This window comes from Streptomyces sp. NPDC003635 (assembly GCF_053587635.1).
This window is the reverse complement of sequence record NZ_JBSFOK010000022.1, coordinates 67,649-84,390: the sequence shown is the minus strand read 5'-3', so window position 1 is coordinate 84,390 and position 16,742 is coordinate 67,649. Positions and strand designations below refer to the sequence as shown.

At 72.0% G+C, this 16,742-nt stretch carries 15 protein-coding genes; 7 read left to right on the top strand and 8 right to left on the bottom strand.

Features of this window, described 5'->3' with window-relative positions; genetic code table 11:
- The first annotated feature begins 112 nt into the window (after positions 1 to 112).
- The 4 genes from ACWDRW_RS21610 (at position 113) to ACWDRW_RS21595 (ending at position 5,059) form a co-directional block, all read left to right on the top strand.
- Entirely contained in the window at positions 113 to 682 is a 570-nt protein-coding gene (locus ACWDRW_RS21610; protein WP_451725388.1) for a TIR domain-containing protein, read from the top strand.
- 1 nt (position 683) lies between these two features.
- Positions 684 to 1,712 (top strand): protein kinase domain-containing protein, encoded by a 1,029-nt coding sequence (locus ACWDRW_RS21605; RefSeq protein ID WP_451725387.1) that lies wholly within the window; start codon positions 684 to 686, stop codon positions 1,710 to 1,712.
- Between the two features lie 120 nt (positions 1,713 to 1,832).
- Positions 1,833 to 3,236, top strand: coding sequence for a TIR domain-containing protein (locus tag ACWDRW_RS21600; RefSeq protein ID WP_451725448.1), 1,404 nt, complete (start codon positions 1,833 to 1,835; stop codon positions 3,234 to 3,236).
- Positions 3,233 to 5,059: an SPFH domain-containing protein gene (locus tag ACWDRW_RS21595; RefSeq protein WP_451725385.1), complete on the top strand. Its 1,827-nt coding sequence runs from the start codon at positions 3,233 to 3,235 to the stop codon at positions 5,057 to 5,059. Before ACWDRW_RS21600 ends, ACWDRW_RS21595 begins: the two co-directional genes overlap by 4 nt.
- A gap of 125 nt (positions 5,060 to 5,184) precedes the next feature.
- On the opposite strand, the gene ACWDRW_RS21590 is transcribed toward ACWDRW_RS21595, so the two are convergent.
- Positions 5,185 to 5,316 (bottom strand): hypothetical protein, encoded by a 132-nt coding sequence (locus tag ACWDRW_RS21590; RefSeq protein ID WP_451725384.1) that lies wholly within the window; start codon positions 5,314 to 5,316, stop codon positions 5,185 to 5,187.
- Between the two features lie 12 nt (positions 5,317 to 5,328).
- Here ACWDRW_RS21590 and ACWDRW_RS21585 point away from each other — a divergent pair, with 12 nt between their 5' ends.
- Positions 5,329 to 5,460, top strand: a complete 132-nt coding sequence (locus ACWDRW_RS21585; protein ID WP_451725383.1) for a hypothetical protein — start codon at positions 5,329 to 5,331, stop codon at positions 5,458 to 5,460.
- Between the two features lie 377 nt (positions 5,461 to 5,837).
- Here the strand turns inward: ACWDRW_RS21585 and ACWDRW_RS21580 are convergent, their stop codons facing one another.
- From ACWDRW_RS21580 to ACWDRW_RS21565, 4 genes are all read right to left on the bottom strand, one after another.
- Entirely contained in the window at positions 5,838 to 6,218 is a 381-nt protein-coding gene (locus tag ACWDRW_RS21580; protein ID WP_451725382.1) for a hypothetical protein, read from the bottom strand.
- A 105-nt stretch (positions 6,219 to 6,323) separates the two neighbouring features.
- The gene (locus ACWDRW_RS21575; RefSeq protein WP_451725380.1) at positions 6,324 to 7,877 is read right to left on the bottom strand and encodes a M28 family metallopeptidase; all 1,554 of its coding nucleotides are present in this window, start codon (positions 7,875 to 7,877) and stop codon (positions 6,324 to 6,326) included.
- A gap of 148 nt (positions 7,878 to 8,025) precedes the next feature.
- Positions 8,026 to 8,685 (bottom strand): MSMEG_1061 family FMN-dependent PPOX-type flavoprotein, encoded by a 660-nt coding sequence (locus tag ACWDRW_RS21570; RefSeq protein ID WP_451725379.1) that lies wholly within the window; start codon positions 8,683 to 8,685, stop codon positions 8,026 to 8,028.
- Positions 8,686 to 8,845: 160 nt separating this feature from the next.
- Positions 8,846 to 9,403, bottom strand: coding sequence for a TetR/AcrR family transcriptional regulator (locus ACWDRW_RS21565; protein ID WP_451725377.1), 558 nt, complete (start codon positions 9,401 to 9,403; stop codon positions 8,846 to 8,848).
- Between the two features lie 95 nt (positions 9,404 to 9,498).
- On the opposite strand from ACWDRW_RS21565, the gene ACWDRW_RS21560 reads away from it, so the two are divergent.
- The gene (locus ACWDRW_RS21560; protein ID WP_451725376.1) at positions 9,499 to 10,107 is read left to right on the top strand and encodes a DUF2867 domain-containing protein; all 609 of its coding nucleotides are present in this window, start codon (positions 9,499 to 9,501) and stop codon (positions 10,105 to 10,107) included.
- Positions 10,108 to 10,174: 67 nt separating this feature from the next.
- Positions 10,175 to 11,299, top strand: coding sequence for a PP2C family protein-serine/threonine phosphatase (locus ACWDRW_RS21555; RefSeq protein WP_451725375.1), 1,125 nt, complete (start codon positions 10,175 to 10,177; stop codon positions 11,297 to 11,299).
- A 62-nt stretch (positions 11,300 to 11,361) separates the two neighbouring features.
- Here ACWDRW_RS21555 and ACWDRW_RS21550 read toward each other — a convergent pair whose 3' ends face one another.
- The 3 genes from ACWDRW_RS21550 to ACWDRW_RS21540 are packed head-to-tail and all read right to left on the bottom strand — an operon-like array spanning position 11,362 to position 16,652.
- On the bottom strand, positions 11,362 to 13,614 hold the full coding sequence (locus ACWDRW_RS21550; protein ID WP_451725374.1) for a bifunctional serine/threonine-protein kinase/ABC transporter substrate-binding protein: 2,253 nt from the start codon (positions 13,612 to 13,614) through the stop codon (positions 11,362 to 11,364).
- 9 nt (positions 13,615 to 13,623) lie between these two features.
- The gene (locus tag ACWDRW_RS21545; RefSeq protein ID WP_451725372.1) at positions 13,624 to 15,786 is read right to left on the bottom strand and encodes a bifunctional serine/threonine-protein kinase/ABC transporter substrate-binding protein; all 2,163 of its coding nucleotides are present in this window, start codon (positions 15,784 to 15,786) and stop codon (positions 13,624 to 13,626) included.
- Positions 15,786 to 16,652 carry a hypothetical protein gene (locus ACWDRW_RS21540; protein ID WP_451725371.1) on the bottom strand — a complete coding sequence of 289 codons (867 nt, stop codon included), beginning with the start codon at positions 16,650 to 16,652 and terminating at the stop codon, positions 15,786 to 15,788. Before ACWDRW_RS21540 ends, ACWDRW_RS21545 begins: the two co-directional genes overlap by 1 nt.
- Positions 16,653 to 16,742 lie beyond the last annotated feature (90 nt).

The following is a 16,742-nucleotide window of genomic DNA, read 5'->3' as shown; positions in this document are numbered from 1 at the left end:
CACCAAGAGCTTTCATCCTCGCGCACGAGTCCACAGTTGGCCTCGCGCCCGTCTACAGGCAGCCGGGGCGAACCCGCCCCCACAGTCGGTCACCACCTCTACACTCCTGGTCATGACGGGGGTTGAGACGGCAAACCTGGTGATCGGGATCGCGGGTGTGCTCGCCGCGGCGGCGGGTGTGTGGTTCGCGTACCACGAGTACCGCGGGCGGCGATCCGACGCGGGGCGCACGACGGCACCACCCCAACCGCTCCCGGCGCAGGGACCGTACGACGCCCTCGTGGCGCACGCCGCCGGCGACGCCGATGCCGCGGACCGCCTCGCCCGCCGACTGCACGAGGCGGGGCTGAACGTGTTCCTGGTGCGCTGGGTCGAACCCGGCTTGGTCCCGCTGCTGGAGACCGAACGCGCGCTGACCGAGGCGGGTTGGGGCGTGCTGGTGTTCGGTTCCGGCACGATGGTCGACCTGCGCGCCCGTGACGAGTACGCGGCGCTGTTGCACCGCAAGTACGAGGGCGGCCTGCGGTTCGTTCCCGCGCGCACCACGCAGGATCCGCTGCCCCCGCTCGCCGCCATCCACCAGCCGCTCGACCTCACCCGGCCGGGCACCGACCACTACGACCGGGAGGTCTCACGCCTGGTACGGATCATCCGCGCGCCCCGGCGCGCCGCGGGGGCCTGACATGGGGGTCACCCGGCCGTGGCGACTGCCGCGGTGGACCGAGGTACGCGAACTGCACCAGGGACGCTGCGGGCGGACCGTCCTGGCCTGGCCGCCCCCGGCACGGGAAGGCCGCGGGGACGCGTGGGAGTCCGCGCGGGCCGATGAGCGGCGTGAGGTCCTGGCCGTGGTGCGCTACGTGCCCGCGCGGCTGCTGGTGCACCACCCGCGGGCTACGGCGTTCCAGGGGGACGTGGAGCGGCTCCGCGGTCTGCGACTGCCCGAGGCGGCCGTGCCGCACCGGTTCGTGCGGGCGCCCTCGTTCCGGGCGGCGTACGAGAGATCGGCCGCGGCCGTCGGCGGAGCCCTCATAGCGGACGCGGTCGAAGGGACCACGCTGACCCGGCTGTTGGAGCACCACGGCGCCCTGTCCCGGCAAGCCGCGAGCGTGGTCTTCCGCGACGTCCTGCGCGCACTGGTCGCCGTACACGAGCGCGGGTCGGCCCACGGCGATCTGCGCGCCGGGAGAATCATGGTCGGCGCCGACGGCAAGGTGACGGTCACCGGTCTGGGACTCGCGGCGCTCACCACCGGAGACCCGGCGCTGCGCGCCCCCGAACTCTGGCGTGGCACCGGCATCGCGTCCGCGCCGGCGGACGTGTACGCCGCCACCTGTCTGCTGCACCTGTGCCTGACCGGTCAACCGCCCTTCGCCGTACCGCAGGTGTTCAGTCTCATGGCCCGGCACACCACCGCCCCGCCACCCGTCGCGGGCGTTCCCATCGCGCTGCGCGAGCCGCTGGCCGCCGGCTTGGCGAAGGATCCCGAGCTGCGCCCGCGCGCCGAGCACCTGCTGCGCCGCATGCGGCGCGGCACGGCGGATCAGGGCCGGTCGGAGCTGGCCGCCCTGGCCGAGCCCTTGATCGAGCCGCTCCCCCACGCCCCGCCCGCTCCCTCGCCGCCCCGGTGGCCGATCCGTCTCGCGGGGCGCGGACCGGTCCTTGCGTCACCCTCCCGCCGTACCACCTCCTACGCAGAAGAACCCAGTTAGTACGACAAACACAACTCCCTCTGTTCAAAGGGGAGTTAACCCCTACTCTGGTGGCCCGCGGATCGGCGGCTCAGTCCGAGGCAGCCGCCCACTCCCAGGAGGTCCAGGCCGTTGAACGAGGTGTTCCTCTCCTACGCGGCCGACGACGCCGCCTGGGCCGAACGACTGGCCGGGGAACTCGTCACGCACGGGCTGCGGCCCTTCTTCGCCGAGTGGAGCATCGAACCGAGCGAGGTGATCGTCCACCGTCTGGACGAGGCCCTGCACGCCTCCGCCAACGGGATCGCCGTGATCAGCCCGGCCGCCGTGCGCTCCGCCCGCGCCATGGACGAGTACGCGGCGCTGGCCACCGCCTCGGCCGAACGCGGCCTGCGGTTCATCCCGGTGCTGCTCGGCCATGTGTCCGTACCGCCGTTCGCCGCCAACCGCGTCTGGCGGGACTTCAGTGAAGTGACCGAGGAGCAGTTCGCGGAGAAGGCCGCCGAACTCGCCGCGGTCGTCGCGGGGCGGACCGCCCGGCCCGGTGCGGCGGGGGCGCAGGACAATCTCGTGGCCTCCCAGCGCTCCGCCGCGCACCCGGTGACGCCGCCCGAGCGTCCCGCCCTCGTCGTCTGTTACGCCGCGGCCGACGCCGACTACGGCCGGGCGCTCGCCGAGCAGTTACGGCAGGCCGGGCTGCCGGTCTGGTCGATCGATGATCTGCGGCCCGGCGACGCCCACTTCTGGACGATCCGGCAGCAACTGCGCAACGCCCTCGCGGTCGTCGTCGTGATGACCCCCCAGTCGCAGGACTCCGACGACATCACCCGCATGATCCTCGAAGGCCAGGTGCACGGACGGCCGTTCGTCCCCGTCCTGCTGGACGGTGAGGTCAACTACCACCTCGCCGCCGTCTGGCACATCGACGCCCGGGACGGCGCCCTCCTCGACGCCACCGAACTCGGCCTGCTGCACCGCATCCACGACGACGTCACCCGGGACCGGTCGCCCCAACTGCCCGCGCCACGCCGTGGCACCGCACCCCGCACGGTTCGGCTTCCCCCCTCCGCGGGCCTGGAGCAGTTGCGGGCTCACCTGGCCGGGGGCGAGTGGGAGCATGCCGACCTGCTGACCACCCGCCTCGTCATGGAGTCGGCCGGCCGGATGACGGAGGGCTGGCTAAGCGCCCGGCAGGCCGCCGGCGTCCCGCGAGAACTGCTCGCGGGCATCGACGCCCTGTGGCACCGCCACTCGGACGGCCGGCAAGGTTTCCGGCGCCAGCTCGCGCTCGCCCCGGTCGGGGGCCGCCGCGGCCCGGGCTTCCCAGACCTGGGCGCCGCGCTGGGCTGGCGCGACTCGGCCGAGACGGCCGTACCCCGTCTCTACCGCGACTTCGCCCGCCGGGCGGGGGCCGGGAGACGGGCCGGGTTCTATCCGACCCTGCGGGACCCGGGCCACGAGAACGACCCTGACTGGTACGACCGTTGGAGCTCGACCGTGCTGGCGCTGCACGCGCGGCTGCGGGAATGGGGAACCGGACCATGATCTTTGTGCTGCTCGTCCTGCTCGTCGCGGCCGCGGCGGTGGCCTGGAACGCCCGGGTCGTGGTGCCCGCCGACCACTTAGGTGTCATCACCCGCAGATACGTCCCCCAGCACCCGGACCGCGCGTACAAACACGTCAACCCGCACAACGCCCGTGGAGTCCTGGCCCGCACCCTTCTCCCCGGCGTCCACTGGCTGTGGCCACTGGTCAACTCGGTGGAGTGCGTGCCCAGGGTGCATGTACCGCACGACATGATCGGGGTGGTGACGGCTCTGGAGGGCCACAACCGGCCCGGGCGGAGCAGGCTGGCGCGCCACGTCGACTGCGACGACTTCCAGGACGGCGAGAAGTTCCTGCTCGGCGACGGCGAGCGCAAGGGCCAGCAGGGCGTCCAGGTCAGGACGCTGAGCGGCGGGCAGTCGTACTACATCAACCCCCGGCTCTTCCGGGTCGAGATGCGGCCGCGCACCTTCGTGCCCGCGGGCACGATCGGGCTGGTCCAGGCGAAGGAGGGCGGGGTACGGCCGCCGGACCAGCGCTTCGGCCGCCATGTGGAGTGCGACAGCTTCCAGGACGCCGAGGCCTTTCTCGCCGGCGGCGGCGAGCAGGGGCGGCAACTCGCCATCCTGGGCGGCGGGATGTACTACGACATCAATCCCGAACTCTTCGATGTCATCACGGTCGACAACGTCACGGCCTCCCGCGACGGACTGACCGAGGCGCATCTGCGGGAGATCTCCATCGAGGAGGACTACACCGGAGTCGTCATCACCCTGGACGGCGCCGAGCCGGAGGAGGGACCGGACGGCGCCGTGGCACCCCGGGTGCCCGGCCACAGCAACTTCCGCCTGCCCTGGGTGTTCCTGGCGAACGGCGGCCGACGCGGCGTGCAGGAGGAGACGCTGGGCAAGGGTCCGTCGTACGCGCTCAACCCGTGGTTCGTGCGGGTGATGGTGATTCCCACCCGGGTGCTGATCCTGAAATGGCACAACAAGGAGCAGTCCGAGGCCGACAACTACGACGCCGACCTCGGGCAGATCACCGTCAAGGTCCAGGGACGCTTCGAGCTCGCCGTCGATCTGTGGCAGAACCTGCAGATCCCGCCCCATGTGGCGCCCACGCTGGTCAGCCAGTTCGGGGGCACCAGCACCTCGGGACTGGGCGGGCTCGTCGACGACCCGGCGCCCATGCGGCGGTTCGTGCGGGACGTCCTCGGGGTGGCGGTCACCGGATACTTCAACGAGATCGCCATGACCAACTCCGTCTTCGAGTTCCTGGAGAGCTACGAGGACGTCCGCAAGAACCTCACCGACCGGGTCAAGCACGCGCTCGGCAAGTGGGGCGTGGAGACGCTGGAGACCAACCTGGGCGACTTCGAGCCCACCGACCCGGCCATGCTCGAAGCCCTCAAGGCGGAGCTCTTCGAGGAGCTGAAGGGCAAGCAGCTCGACCAGGCCGTCAAGAACGCCGAGCGCGAGGACGCGATCGACACCTACCTCGCCCGTGCGGAGGGCCGCCGTGTCGGCATGGAGATCAAGGCCGAGGTCGAGGCCCTCGGCCGCGACAACGTCGCAATGATCCGGATCGTCCGTGAGTTCGCCGGATTCGACGTCCCGCAGTTCATCGGCGGCGGCGGCGACATCTCGGGCTACCTCTCCACCCTTCCGCTGCCCGCCGTCCAGGACCTCCTGACCCGCCTGCGCCAACTCCGCCTGGACCAGCAACTCACCGGGGCAGCGGCCCCACAGGAACTGACGACGGAGGGCGCCGGAGCGAAGAAGCACACCGAGGACTCCGTGACCGAGGGGACCGCGGGAGGCTAGACGGAGGCTGCCGCCGGGGCAAGCTCGTCAGCGTGCGGTGTGCGTGCGGGAGCAGGCCGTCGCGCGGTAATCCGGGTGCTTCGTTCGTGGGCCACCGGGCCGCACACTACCTGGGTGATCGTTGTTCAGCCCGTCCTTGAGGTGTACGCCACCGACGGCTTCACGCTCTGGCCCGTCGTGGAGTCCGCGCCGACATCGATGCGGAGGACGACGGTCACCCCCCGAGGCCCGCCGACCCGCTCGGGGCCCTTCTGCACGGACTGCTCACCATGGACCACCTCTTCGAGTCCGGCGGCCTGCGGATCACCGACACGGCAACCGGCACCACCCTCCTGCCGGGCTGCTGCCACGGACTGGGCGAGCGACGCGACTGGCTGGAGGTCGTCGACGGCGACGGCTAGGCATCCTTCGGTCACGATCCCTCGCCCCTCGCTGAACGCCACGGCGATGTCGTCCGCATGACCGTCGACACCGAGCGGGCCGACAGCCCGGTCATCGAGGTCCCCGTCAGCGACCTGCGTCGCCTGCTCGACGGCGCGGAGCGCGACCTGATCGACTTCCTCCGCCCTCGGCCGCGCTCTGGACCTGCCCGAACCCGTGGCGCCCAGGAGACCGCTCAGGCGGTGAAACGCCTCTGGATTGCCGGGCGTTCGGCGAGGTGCTGGGGGTAGCCGGGGGCCGAGGCTCGGGTGGGTGTCAACGGCTGTCATCGGTTTCTTGGACGAGGCGCATACGGCCACATCCTCACCGGAACCTGACCCCCGGCCCGGGGCGGCGTTCACACTCGCGGGCACCCCGTGCGCTCCAGAGCCTTTCGGGCGGCGAGACAGCCCGCGATTCTGAACGCCGTTTCGTGCGAGCCAAACGCGTCGGCGCGGGCGCGCCTCAGCACCACCCGCGCGGCGATCAGGACCCCGTTCTCGGGCAGGCGCAGTTGTTCCTCGATCCCCGTGGCGGCGGCCGCGAAGAAGCGGGGCAGGTGCTCGGCGGGTTCGTAGTCCACCGTCAGCTCCGGCGCCACCTCGAAGACGAAGCCCTCGGCCGCCGGCTCGAAGTCCACCTCGATCTCGGCGAAATGCGGCGCGCAGTTCTGCTTCTGATGCAGCACGCGCAGGCCGCGGATCGGAAACGGCGGAAAACGGCGCGGCGCTGACGTCATGCCGGAACGCTACCGTCCTCAGCGGTCGGAGGGAGGCGATGTGACTGCCGTCGATGCGGCTGCGGCCCCCAAGCGGGGGCCGCAGCACGTTCGTTCGTGGGGCGTCTACTCGGTCACGTGCTCGTGGCCGTCGTGCAGGCCGCCCCCGCTGCCCGCGTCCCCCTCGGTCGGGGTGGAGACCACCGGCTTGCTGAGGGGCGCGAGGTCGTAGGCGTAGTGGCCGACGGCATCGGCGATGACGTCGATGTTGATGTCGAACGCCCGCATGTTGATGTTGTCGATGTCGTCACCGGCGGCGTGGTAGTTCACGTCGTACGCCACACCCGCCTGGCCGCCGAACTTCGCTGCCTGGGCCTCGGTCTTGATGCCCTCCGCACCGGTGAAGGTGCCGCCGGAGGGGATGCCCACCTCGATGAACGGGCCGTAGTCGGAACGGCCGGTGAAGTCGGTGCCCTCGTGCGGGATGCCCTTGGAGTCGAGGAAGTCGTTGATGCCCTTCTCCAGCTGGGCCGAGCCCTCGGGGCCGGGGCCGGCGCCGACGCCGTCGGAGTCGTCGCCGTCGTAGACGAAGTAGCCGGCGTTCGGCGAGGCGATCATGTCGAAGTTCAGGTAGAGCTTGATCTGCTTCTTCTGCTCCTCGGTCAGAGAGGCGACGTAGGCCTCCGAGCCCAGCAGCCCGAACTCCTCGGCCGACCACCAGGCGAACTTCACCTTGTTCTTCACCTTGGTCTGGGACTTGGCCAGTTTCTGCGCGACCTGGAGGATGCCGGCCGAGCCGGATCCGTTGTCGTTGATGCCCGGGCCGTCGGTGACCGAGTCCAGGTGCGCGCCGAGGAAGACGGTGTTGGCCGCGTCGCCGCCGCGGGTCTCCGCGACGACGTTGAAGGTCTTGCGGTTCTCCCGCAGTTCGCGGATGTCGAGGGTGACCTTCACCGGGCCCTGGGCCGCCTCGGCGGCCAGTGCCTCACCGTCCGCCTGGGTGATGCCACCGGTGGGGATCTTGCCGGAGGTCGCGTCACCCATGGTGCCGTTGAGCGCGCCCCCGGTGTTGTTGTAGATCACGGCGCCGACCGCGCCCGCCGCGTGGGCGTTGGCCTGCTTGACGGCGAAGGTGCAGCCGCCGCGCTTGATCAGGGCGATCTTGCCGGTGAAGGCGCCGGCGGCGAAGTCGGTGGGCTCGCAGCCGTTGGTGTTGTCGGCGTCGACGGGGGCGACGGCCACGTCCGCGGTCACGCCGCCCTCGGGGCTGCTGACGGTGTACGTCATGAGCTGGATGGGGATGTCGCGCGGGGTGGGCGAGACCACGGTGAGGGACTCGGCTATGTCGTCGGTGTAGACGAAGTCGAACTCGTGACGCGTGACTTTGTACCCTGCGGCCTTCAGCACCGCCTCCACGTAGGCGGCCGACAGCTGGTGGCCCTTCGAGCCGGCAACGCGGGTGTTGCCGTGGTGGTCGGCTATCGCCTGGAAGACCTTCAGGTGGCGGAAGGCACTCGTGGCGGTGGACTCCTGGACGAGCTTCCTCGCCAGTGCGTCACCCCGGTGGGCCGAGCTCGGGCTGTCGGTACCCGCGGTGGCGGGTCCGGCGACGAGCAGGGGGGTGACGAGCGCGGCGGCGGCCAGGGTGGCGGTCACCGCCGCTCTGTGACGTGCGGACATAGTGGTCCTCTCACGGCAGGTCAACAGACAGATCGACAGTTCGGGAGAACGCGATCGAGGCACGTTAACCCCGTGACTGCCCACTGCCAAGACGCCGTTCAACTTCGGTGTCCGCACGGAGCATGCGCGAAGGCGGGCGTGGCGGGAGCTACTCGTAGCGGTACTTCAGCGAGTCCGCCTCCGCCTGCTCGATGTCGGCGATCGTCAGTTCCGGCATCCGCAGTTGAGCGAGCGTCACCTCGGCCGAGGTGGGCTGGGCGTCCGCCGGCAGCCACTCCTCCGGCTTCCAGGCCGCGCTGCGCAGGAGCGACTTGGGGCAGTGCGGGTAGACCTCCTCGATCCCTACGACCAGCGCACTCGCCGGCGGCTTGCCCACGGCGGTCAGCTGCGACAGCAGGTCCGGGCGGGTGGAGACACAGGCCCGTCCGTTCACCCTGAGCGTCGTGGTGCGCCCCGGGATGACGAACAGCAGCCCGGCCCGTCCGGTGGCGACGATGTTCTGCAGGGAGTCCAGACGCTTGTTGCCCGTCGCATCCGGTATCACCACCGTCCGTGCGTCCAGAACGGAGACGAATCCGGCGGGGCCACCGCGCGGGGAGACGTCACAGTTACCCTCGGCGTCCACGCTGGCGACGAAGACCAACGAGGAACAGCCGATCAACCGCTGGGTCTGTTCCGTGAGTTCGCTCATCTGCTTGCGCAGGCCCGCGCCGCTGGGGGCCTCGTAGACCCGGCGCAGCGCCTCCTGGTCGGGCACGGCGTCGATGCGGAGCGACTCGAAGGCACTGCCGGTGAGGGGTGTTGTCATGCCTCTGACCCTAGTGGGCCGATCTGCGATTGATTTCGACCGGTGAGCGCGGGGGCGCACAGCCAACCGCGCGGGTGGCTGCATCTCGGTCACCCCGGCACGTCCAGGCCGTGCTCCGTGGGCGCGGCCGTCCCGGAAGGGGGGCGCTTGTTCCGGCTCTTCAGCCCAACAACCGTGCCCTGACCGCCGCGAGGACTTCCCCGCGGCTGCGCGGGCCGTTGTCGGCCGCGATGAGGTGGTCGCCGATGCGCAGGGAGAAGGTGATCAGGCAGCGGGCCTCGACGTCGCCCTCGTCGGGGCAGAAGGCGCCGTAGAGCTCGCGCAGATAGTCCATGCGCCGGTTGTCGGCCCGGCGCAGGCACTGCGCGACGGCTTCGTCGCGCCGGGCCCAGTCGCGGATCGCGAGCTCGACCCCGGCGTCGGTCACGGGCGTCTCGCTGGACCCGACGAAGTCGAAGAGGCGCCCGAGGCGCTCGCGGGCGTCGCCGCCGTCGCGTTCGACGCGGGCGATGACGTCCTCGGTGACGCCGCGCTCCCAGGTGTCGAGCATCTCCTCCAGCAGGGCGGCGCGGTTGCGGAAGTAGCCGTAGAAGCCGCCCTTGCTGACGCCGAGCGACTGGGCGAGGACCTCGACCCGGACGGCGTCGGGTCCGCCGGCGGCCAGCGCCCGCAGTCCCTCCTCGATCCATTTGTCCCGTGGCGTGCGGATCGCGCCCATGCCGTGTCTCCTCTCACTGGCACCCGTGAGTATACGGAGCCGTATAGATAGGTCTATGCTCGATCTATACGGCACCGTATAGACAGGGGTCTGTCATGAGTGACCAGCGACTTCCCGCAACCGACCACACCTCCCGCCCTTGGCGGATCCACGAGATCGCCGACGACTTCCGGCTCGAGGATCTGTGGCCGTTGCCGACACCCGGCGGCCCGGACGACCTGCACCACCTGGTCGCGCAGATGGCGAACGGCGAGGGTGGTCCGGACGGCGGCAACCCCGTGGGCCGTTTCCTGTTCGCGGTGCGCTGGAAGCTCGGCGCGCTGCTCGGCTGGGACAAGCCGGACTCGGGCGTGGGCGGCCGGGTGGCGTCGCTGCGCGACCGGCTGCCCGACGACCTGCGCGCGGGGCAACGGGGACCCGACCTCCGCACGGCGCCCTTCACCTCCGTCTTCCTCACCCACGACGAGTGGGCCGCCGAGTACGCCAACGGGACCATGCACGGGGTGCTGCACATCGGCTGGGTCCCCGATGGCAACGGCGGCTACCGCGGCCAGATGGCCGTCCTGGTCAAGCCCAACGGCCGCCTCGGTTCCCTGTACATGCTGGCCATCAAGCCCTTCCGGTACCTCGGGGTGTACCCGGCGCTGATGCGCTCGATCGGCCGGGAGTGGCGAGAGAACGCGGCACGCCGAACACCCCACTGACGCCTGCCGCGGCCGCCGGCCTCGGCCATCGCGGGCGGGGGAGCGCGTTGAGGTGTATCCAGAAGACATGGCTCCCAGACACCGCGAGATGCTGCAGCTGCCGCAGGAGCCACGGCAGGCGCTTCTGGCGATACCGATCGCGCTGATCGTGATCGTCACGGTGATCGACATCCTGGCCCCGCCCACGGTCCACCTCGGACCGTTCCTGGTCGCGGCGCCTGCTGTGACCGCCTCGTTCGCCGGGCCCTGGGCCACCGCCGCCATCGGCGCCCTCGCCGTCACGGCCCAGGCCGTCGTGGCGGTCGTACGCACCAGCCTCATCGATCTCAACCACAGCTTCCAGATCATCACGCTGATCCTGATGTCCGTGCTCGTGACCTCGCTCGCCGCCCGGCGAGAGCGCCACGAGAAGGAGCTGACCCAACTGCGGTTCGTGGCCACGGCGGCTCAGGAGGTGGTGCTCAAGCCCCTCCCCCACCGGGTGGGCCCGCTGCGTATCGCCTCGCTCTACCTGGCCGCCGAATCCGAGGCTCAGATCGGCGGCGACCTGTATGCCGCCGCCCGCACGGAACGGGGCACCCGCTTCGTCATCGGAGACGTCCGGGGCAAGGGCCTCGAGGCGATCGGCGACGCCGCGCTCCTGCTGGGCGCGTTCCGGGGCGCTGCCCACCGGCGGGCCGACCTGTCGTCACTGGTCACCTTCCTGGAGGGCACCGTCTCCTCGGATCTGGACGACCCCGCGGCGCTGGAATCCGCGGCGGAGGACCGCGGCGAGGCCTTCATCACCGCGGCCATGCTGGACATCCCCGACGACGAACAGGTCCTCCACCTGATCAGCTGCGGGCACCCGCCTCCCCTGCTGCTGCGCGGCGGCCAGGTCAGCCCCCTCACCACCCGCCACCCGGCCCCGCCGCTGGGGCTCACCGAGTTCGCGAACGCCGAGCTGACCACGCAGGCGTTCGCGTTCGAGCTGGGTGACATCGTTCTGCTGTACACCGACGGCGTCGTCGAGGCCCGCGACGAGAACGGCACGTTCTACCCGCTCGCGGAACGGCTCGCCGTCGGGCCCGACCAGGACGACCCCGACGCGCTGCTGGAACGGTTGAGCACGGACCTGCTGCACCATGTCGGCGGCCGTCTCGGCGATGACGCCGCCATGGTGGCCATCGAGCGGGTGTCGCTGCCGACCTGATACTGCGGGCTTGCCGCATGCCGTGGTCGACGCGGACGCGGCCCAGCTCGGCCCCGTCTGACTCACTCCTTGTTCACCTCCCGGTATCGCCCGAGGAAGCTGAAGGCGCCGTCGCGGACCTCGTAGAGGAAGCTCGTGTTCTCCGTGTCCAGAAGACGGGTGCTCGGATCGAAGCTGATCGTTTTCGCGATGCCCTCGTAGCGCTGGCGGAACAGCGCCGCGGCGAGGGCGCCCCGCCCCACCGAGCCCTGCCCGACCAGTCCGCTGAGGGTCCGCGCGATCAGGCCCACGGCGTCGTACGCCTCCGCCGCCCAGGGGGCCGGCTGGTCGCCCCAGCGCTCGCGGTGGGCGGCGGCGAACCGGGCCGCGGGCCCGGAGGCCGCCGCGGTCGTGGCCGTACGGGCGGAGCCGAAGACCCAGCCCTCGGCCGCCTGTTCCGCCTCGCGCGGAAACGCCGGGTCCATCACCTCCTCGACCGTGGCCCTCGCTCCCTCGAATCCGGCCTCGCTCAGCTGCCGGGCCACCTTGGCGGCGCGCACGGGTGAGGTGCCGGCGTAGACCACCGCGCCGGGACGCGTGGCCAGGGCCGCGGTGACCACGGCCGTGACGTCGTCCTCGGCGGCGTCGAGGGAGTGCACCGTGGTCGTCCCCTCGGAGGGCGGTGCCTCCGTCAGGTCTCTGGCCAGGCCCTCGGCGATCTCACCACCCGCGAGATCCCGCACCACGGCGAGCCGGCTCACCGAGCGCACGCTGGTCAGGTAGTGCAGCACCGGCAGCGTCTGCATCGCCCGGGTGGCCCGGGTCACGCACAGGGTGGGCTTCACCAGCGGTGACAGGGCGCCGCCGTCACAGGACACCAGCACCATCGCGGTCCCGGCCGCCGCGTAGAGCGGTTCGGCGGCGGTCACCGTCTCCTCGGACATCGGGCCGATCACCGCGTCGACCGCGGACGAGCCGGACAGCAGCCCTCGCGCGGCGGAGCTCGCCCGGCCTGCCCGGCCACGGTCGTCGGCGGTGCGCAGGGCGAGCCTGAACGGAGCGTCGGATCGGGCGTTGTGCGCCGCTACGGCCAGCAGGGCACCCCGGCGGGTCGCCTCCCCGGTCGCTTTGCCAGGACCCCTCATGTCGGCCTGCAGCCCCAGCGTGTACAGGGGGCGGGTGTCCGGCTCCGCCGGCGAACGCCCGTTGAGGATCACCGCGGCGGCCGTACCGGACACCGCGACCAGCGCACCCGCACCGCCCGCCAGCAGGAAGCGACGGCGGGAGGCTGCGGGGCGGGCGCCGGGCTGAGCCGCCCGGGTGACCGTAAGGTCGGGGTCCGTGGGGATCGCCCGTGTCGTGCGCGGCGGTGGGTCGAGGGCGCGTGCGGAACGGTCGGCGATCAGCCGTAGCACTCCCGGCGGGAGCCAGTCGGAGGGCCCCGTCCCGGTACCTGTGGCCGGCTCCGTGGAGTCCCCGGGCATCCCCCATGCTCGCAGTCGGCGCGGGTCAGGAGTGTCCCGCGCCGCCGACAGCGCCGCCGCGACCTCGCCCGCCGCGGGACGGGCGGCGGCGTCGCGCGACAGGCAGCGGACGATCATGTCCCGTGCGCTCTGCGGCAGTTGGCGCAGCCCGTCGAGGTCGGGTTCCTCGTGCACGGTGCGGTACAGGACGGCGAGCGCGTCGCCTCCGCCGAAGGGCGGACGGCCGGACGTGGCGTAGGCCAGCACGCAGCCGAGGGAGAACACGTCGCTCGGCGGCCCCACCTCGTCGCCGTACTGCCGGGTCTGCTCCGGCGAGAGGTAGCCGGGCGTACCCATGACGGTGTCCGCCGAGGTGAGCGCGGTCGCCCCGGCGCCGCGCGCGATGCCGAAGTCGATCAGGCGGGGGCCGTCACGCGTCAGCAGCAGGTTGCCGGGCTTGACGTCCCGGTGCACCAGGCCCGCCGCATGCACCTCGGCAAGGGCCTCGGCCAGCCGCGCGCCGAGCGTGAGGACAGACGCCGGGGGCAGCGGCCCGCACACCGTCACCGCCTCCGCGAGCGCCGGGCCGGCCACGAAGTCCGTGGTCAGCCAGGGTTCTCTGGCCTCGGCGTCGGCGGCCCGCACCGGGACCGTACAGCGGCCGGTGAGCTGTCCGGCGAGGGCGGCCTCGCGGCGGAAGCGGGCCCGGAAGGCCGGGTCGGCCGCGTGTTCCCCGCGAATGACCTTCAGGGCCACCAGTTCGCCGGTGCCGGTCCGGGCCAGGTACACGACCCCCATTCCGCCCGCGCCGAGGCGGGCCAGCAGGGTGTGCCCGCCGATCTCGACGGGGTCGTCCACTCGGAGCGCCTGCATGCCGGGGCCTCAGACTCCGTCGACCGTCAGCGACCGCGAGTACCGGAAGCGGCCGTCGCGCACGCGGTACAGGTACACGTTCTCGGCGTTCAGCCAGCCGCGCTCGTTGAAGGAATAGGTTCCGGCGATGCCCTGGTACGTCGCCTTGCCCAGGGCGGCGGTGAGGGCGTCCCGTGAAGGGCGCCCGGCGCCGGATCCGGCGAGGGCGGTGAGCCGGTCGATGACGAGCCGGACCGCGTCGTAGGTCTCCACCGCCCAGGGACCTGGCCGGGTCCGGTGGCGGCGCTCGTAGGCGGCGGTGAAGGTACGGCCCGCGGAGGCGGCCGGATCGGAGCAGGACAGGACGGCCTGCCAGCCCTCCGCCGCTTCGCCGGCCGCAGCCAGGAACGCCTCCCCCGCCGAACAGGGGTCGAGGAAGCGTGGTCCGGTGAACCGCCGCGTCCGCAGGAACCTGGCGATCTCGGCGCCTCGTTCCGGGGTTCCCGAGTAATAGACGCTGTCGGCGCCGCGGGCCAGCAGGTTCTGGACGACCGGTGTGCCGTCGGCAATGGAGGCGGGGACCACCCTGTGCGTGACGTACAGGTCGGCGATGCCCGCGGGCTCGTGCATCATCTGGGCCGGTTCCCAGCCGCTGATCCTGCCCGCCCGGTCGATGACCATGCCCAGGTGTCCCGCCCGCTGTTGCACCAGGGCCAGCACCACACCGAACGCGGTGTAGCTGTTCAGGGGCGCGGCCCTGAAGTAGCGCTGGGGACTGCGTGTCAACGCCGTCGACATGGCGCCGATGGACAGCTCGGACACGGTCATCAACGGCAGCCCGGCGTTCTCGTAGAGGTCCACCACCGGTGCCGTGGGCGCGCCGGTCGGGCCGAACACGGCGAACACGTCCCGGTCCTCGCACAACCGTCGCGCCGCGGCACGGGCCCGCTTCAGGTCACCGCCGTCGTCCTCGACCCGCAGGTGCAGTTCGAAGGGCCGGTCCTTACGGGCGTTGTGCTCGGCCACCGCCAGCCGGGCCGCCCGTTCCTGTTCGCGTCCGGCCGTCCTCGCCGGGCCCGACAGATCGGCCTGGACGCCCAGCAGCCACTGCCGTTCGGCGCTCAGCCGTCCGCCGGCCGACGCGTCGTCGCGCAGCAACGCCCACGCACCCGTGCCGGCGCCCGCCGCGAGCAGGGCGCCGCCTGCCGCGAAGGACAGCACTCGCCGACGGCTGGGTGCCGACGGCCCGGCGGCACCGGCCGTGGGAGCCGGGTGGGGTGCGTCGGCCATCGTGGCCTGCACTCCCGGCAGCGACAGCAGGCCGGCCGCACGATCGGCGATCATCCGGACCACGGCGTCCGGGAGCCAGTGGATGTCCGAACCCACTCCGCCGGGCGCCAGCGCGGTATCGGCCTCGCCGGCCGAGGGCCGGGCGCCGGGGTCCTTGGCCAGGCAGCTCTCCAGGAAGGCGCGCAACGAGCCGTCGGTGACGCCCTGGAGATCCGGAGCGTCGTGGACGGCACGGTAGAGCAGGGCGCCACTGTCGCCCACACCGAACGGCGGCCGTCCGGTGGCGGCGTAGGCGAGGACGCAGCCGAGGGAGAAGACGTCACTCGCGGGAGTGACCAGCTGTCCGCGCGCCTGCTCGGGCGACAGGAAACCCGGGGAGCCGACCACCAGACCGGTCGCCGTCAGCGCGGTCGGCTCGCCCAGAGACCGCGCGATACCGAAGTCGATCAGCCGCGGGCCGTCCAGGGCGAGCAGGACGTTGCCGGGCTTGACGTCCCGGTGCACCAGACCCGCGCCGTGCACCGCGTGCAGTGCCCGGGCCAGCACGGCGCCCAGGATCCGCACCGCGCCGGGCGGGAGGGCGCCGCAGATGGCCACCGCTTCGGCGAGCGAGGGTCCGGGGACGAAGGCCGATGCCAGCCAGGGGGCCGGGGCGTCCGGGTCGGCGGCCAGGACGCGGGCCACCCAGGGACCCTGCACCCCACGCGCGGCGGCCACCTCGCGCGCGAACCGGGCCCGGAACTCGGGCTGTTCGGCGTACTCCGGCTGGATCACCTTGAGCGCGGCCAGCTCTCCGGCCGGAGTACGAGCCAGGTACACCACGCCCATCCCGCCCGCTCCGAGCCGCCCGAGCAGCCGGTTTCCGCCCAGGTGCGAGGGGTCCGAGGGAAGCAGTCGCTCCATCACATGCCCTCCGTCGCGGCTGCGGCGGGGGTGTCCCCGGCCGGTCCCGGAACGGTGTGCGCGGCCGGATCGGCCTTGGAGCCCGTCCCGTCGACCGGCCGTCCGATCTTCGCCTCCGCCCGCAGCAGCATCCGCGGCACCGGGCCGTTGACCTCCTCCAGGAGCCCTCGTGCGTCCCAGCCCTCCCCCGCGCAGGCCGACATCGACACCACGACAGGGCCGAACGTGGCCTGCTGATACTGGTACGGGTAGGGCCCGCCGTCGGTGGGACCGGAGCAACTGCCCATCTCGAACAGGGAGTCCTCCGCGTAGTTGTTGCCGGCTTCTCCCCACACGGAGGCGTTGGAGAACAGCCCGGACAGCTTCCTGCCCTCGCTCAGGGTCTGTTCGGAGCAGCTCAGCGCCTCTTCCAGCATTCCGGCCTGCTCCCACGCCGCGTCGGCGGTCTCCGGATGCACGGTGACGGTCACGGACATCCGTACCGCGCCCTTGCCTTGGGCGGCGGGGAGGACGAAGTGCCGGGTGAGGGTGGCCAGTACGCGCTCGGGCAGCGGTTCACGCTGCCACACGCAGCCGTCGCCGAGCACCGACCAGGTCTTCGGGTCGCTCTCGTAGGGCGAGTCTCGTCTCGTCTCGGAGTCGAACAGTTCCGGTCCGGCGATCACCTGGCGGATCAGCTTCGTGGCCGCCTGCCGCGTCTGCGGCGTCCTGGCCGGGTCGGCCTCCACGGTCGGCGTGGGAGCGGGTGCCGGGTCGTCCTCGGCGCCGCTCGCCTGTGTGCCGGCGGGCTTGCCGGCTGCCCCGTCGCCCGATTCCCTGCCGGACTTGTCCTCCGTACACCCCGATGTCAGCACGACCGCCGACACGACAACTCCCACAGCGCACCGAAGTCTCAGCCACGTGTGCTTCATACGTTCCGCCCCCCGCGGTTCGTTCCCCCTTGCATGGCCGGCCTG

Coding starts and splice junctions, on each gene's coding strand:
- ACWDRW_RS21610 (WP_451725388.1), top strand. CDS start 113: ATGACGGGGGTTGAGACGGCAAACCTGGTGATCGGGATCGCGGGTGTG.
- ACWDRW_RS21605 (WP_451725387.1), top strand. CDS start 684: ATGGGGGTCACCCGGCCGTGGCGACTGCCGCGGTGGACCGAGGTACGC.
- ACWDRW_RS21595 (WP_451725385.1), top strand. CDS start 3,233: ATGATCTTTGTGCTGCTCGTCCTGCTCGTCGCGGCCGCGGCGGTGGCC.
- ACWDRW_RS21585 (WP_451725383.1), top strand. CDS start 5,329: ATGGACCACCTCTTCGAGTCCGGCGGCCTGCGGATCACCGACACGGCA.
- ACWDRW_RS21580 (WP_451725382.1), bottom strand. CDS start 6,218: ATGACGTCAGCGCCGCGCCGTTTTCCGCCGTTTCCGATCCGCGGCCTG.
- ACWDRW_RS21575 (WP_451725380.1), bottom strand. CDS start 7,877: ATGTCCGCACGTCACAGAGCGGCGGTGACCGCCACCCTGGCCGCCGCC.
- ACWDRW_RS21570 (WP_451725379.1), bottom strand. CDS start 8,685: ATGACAACACCCCTCACCGGCAGTGCCTTCGAGTCGCTCCGCATCGAC.
- ACWDRW_RS21565 (WP_451725377.1), bottom strand. CDS start 9,403: ATGGGCGCGATCCGCACGCCACGGGACAAATGGATCGAGGAGGGACTG.
- ACWDRW_RS21560 (WP_451725376.1), top strand. CDS start 9,499: ATGAGTGACCAGCGACTTCCCGCAACCGACCACACCTCCCGCCCTTGG.
- ACWDRW_RS21555 (WP_451725375.1), top strand. CDS start 10,175: ATGGCTCCCAGACACCGCGAGATGCTGCAGCTGCCGCAGGAGCCACGG.
- ACWDRW_RS21550 (WP_451725374.1), bottom strand. CDS start 13,614: ATGCAGGCGCTCCGAGTGGACGACCCCGTCGAGATCGGCGGGCACACC.
- ACWDRW_RS21545 (WP_451725372.1), bottom strand. CDS start 15,786: ATGGAGCGACTGCTTCCCTCGGACCCCTCGCACCTGGGCGGAAACCGG.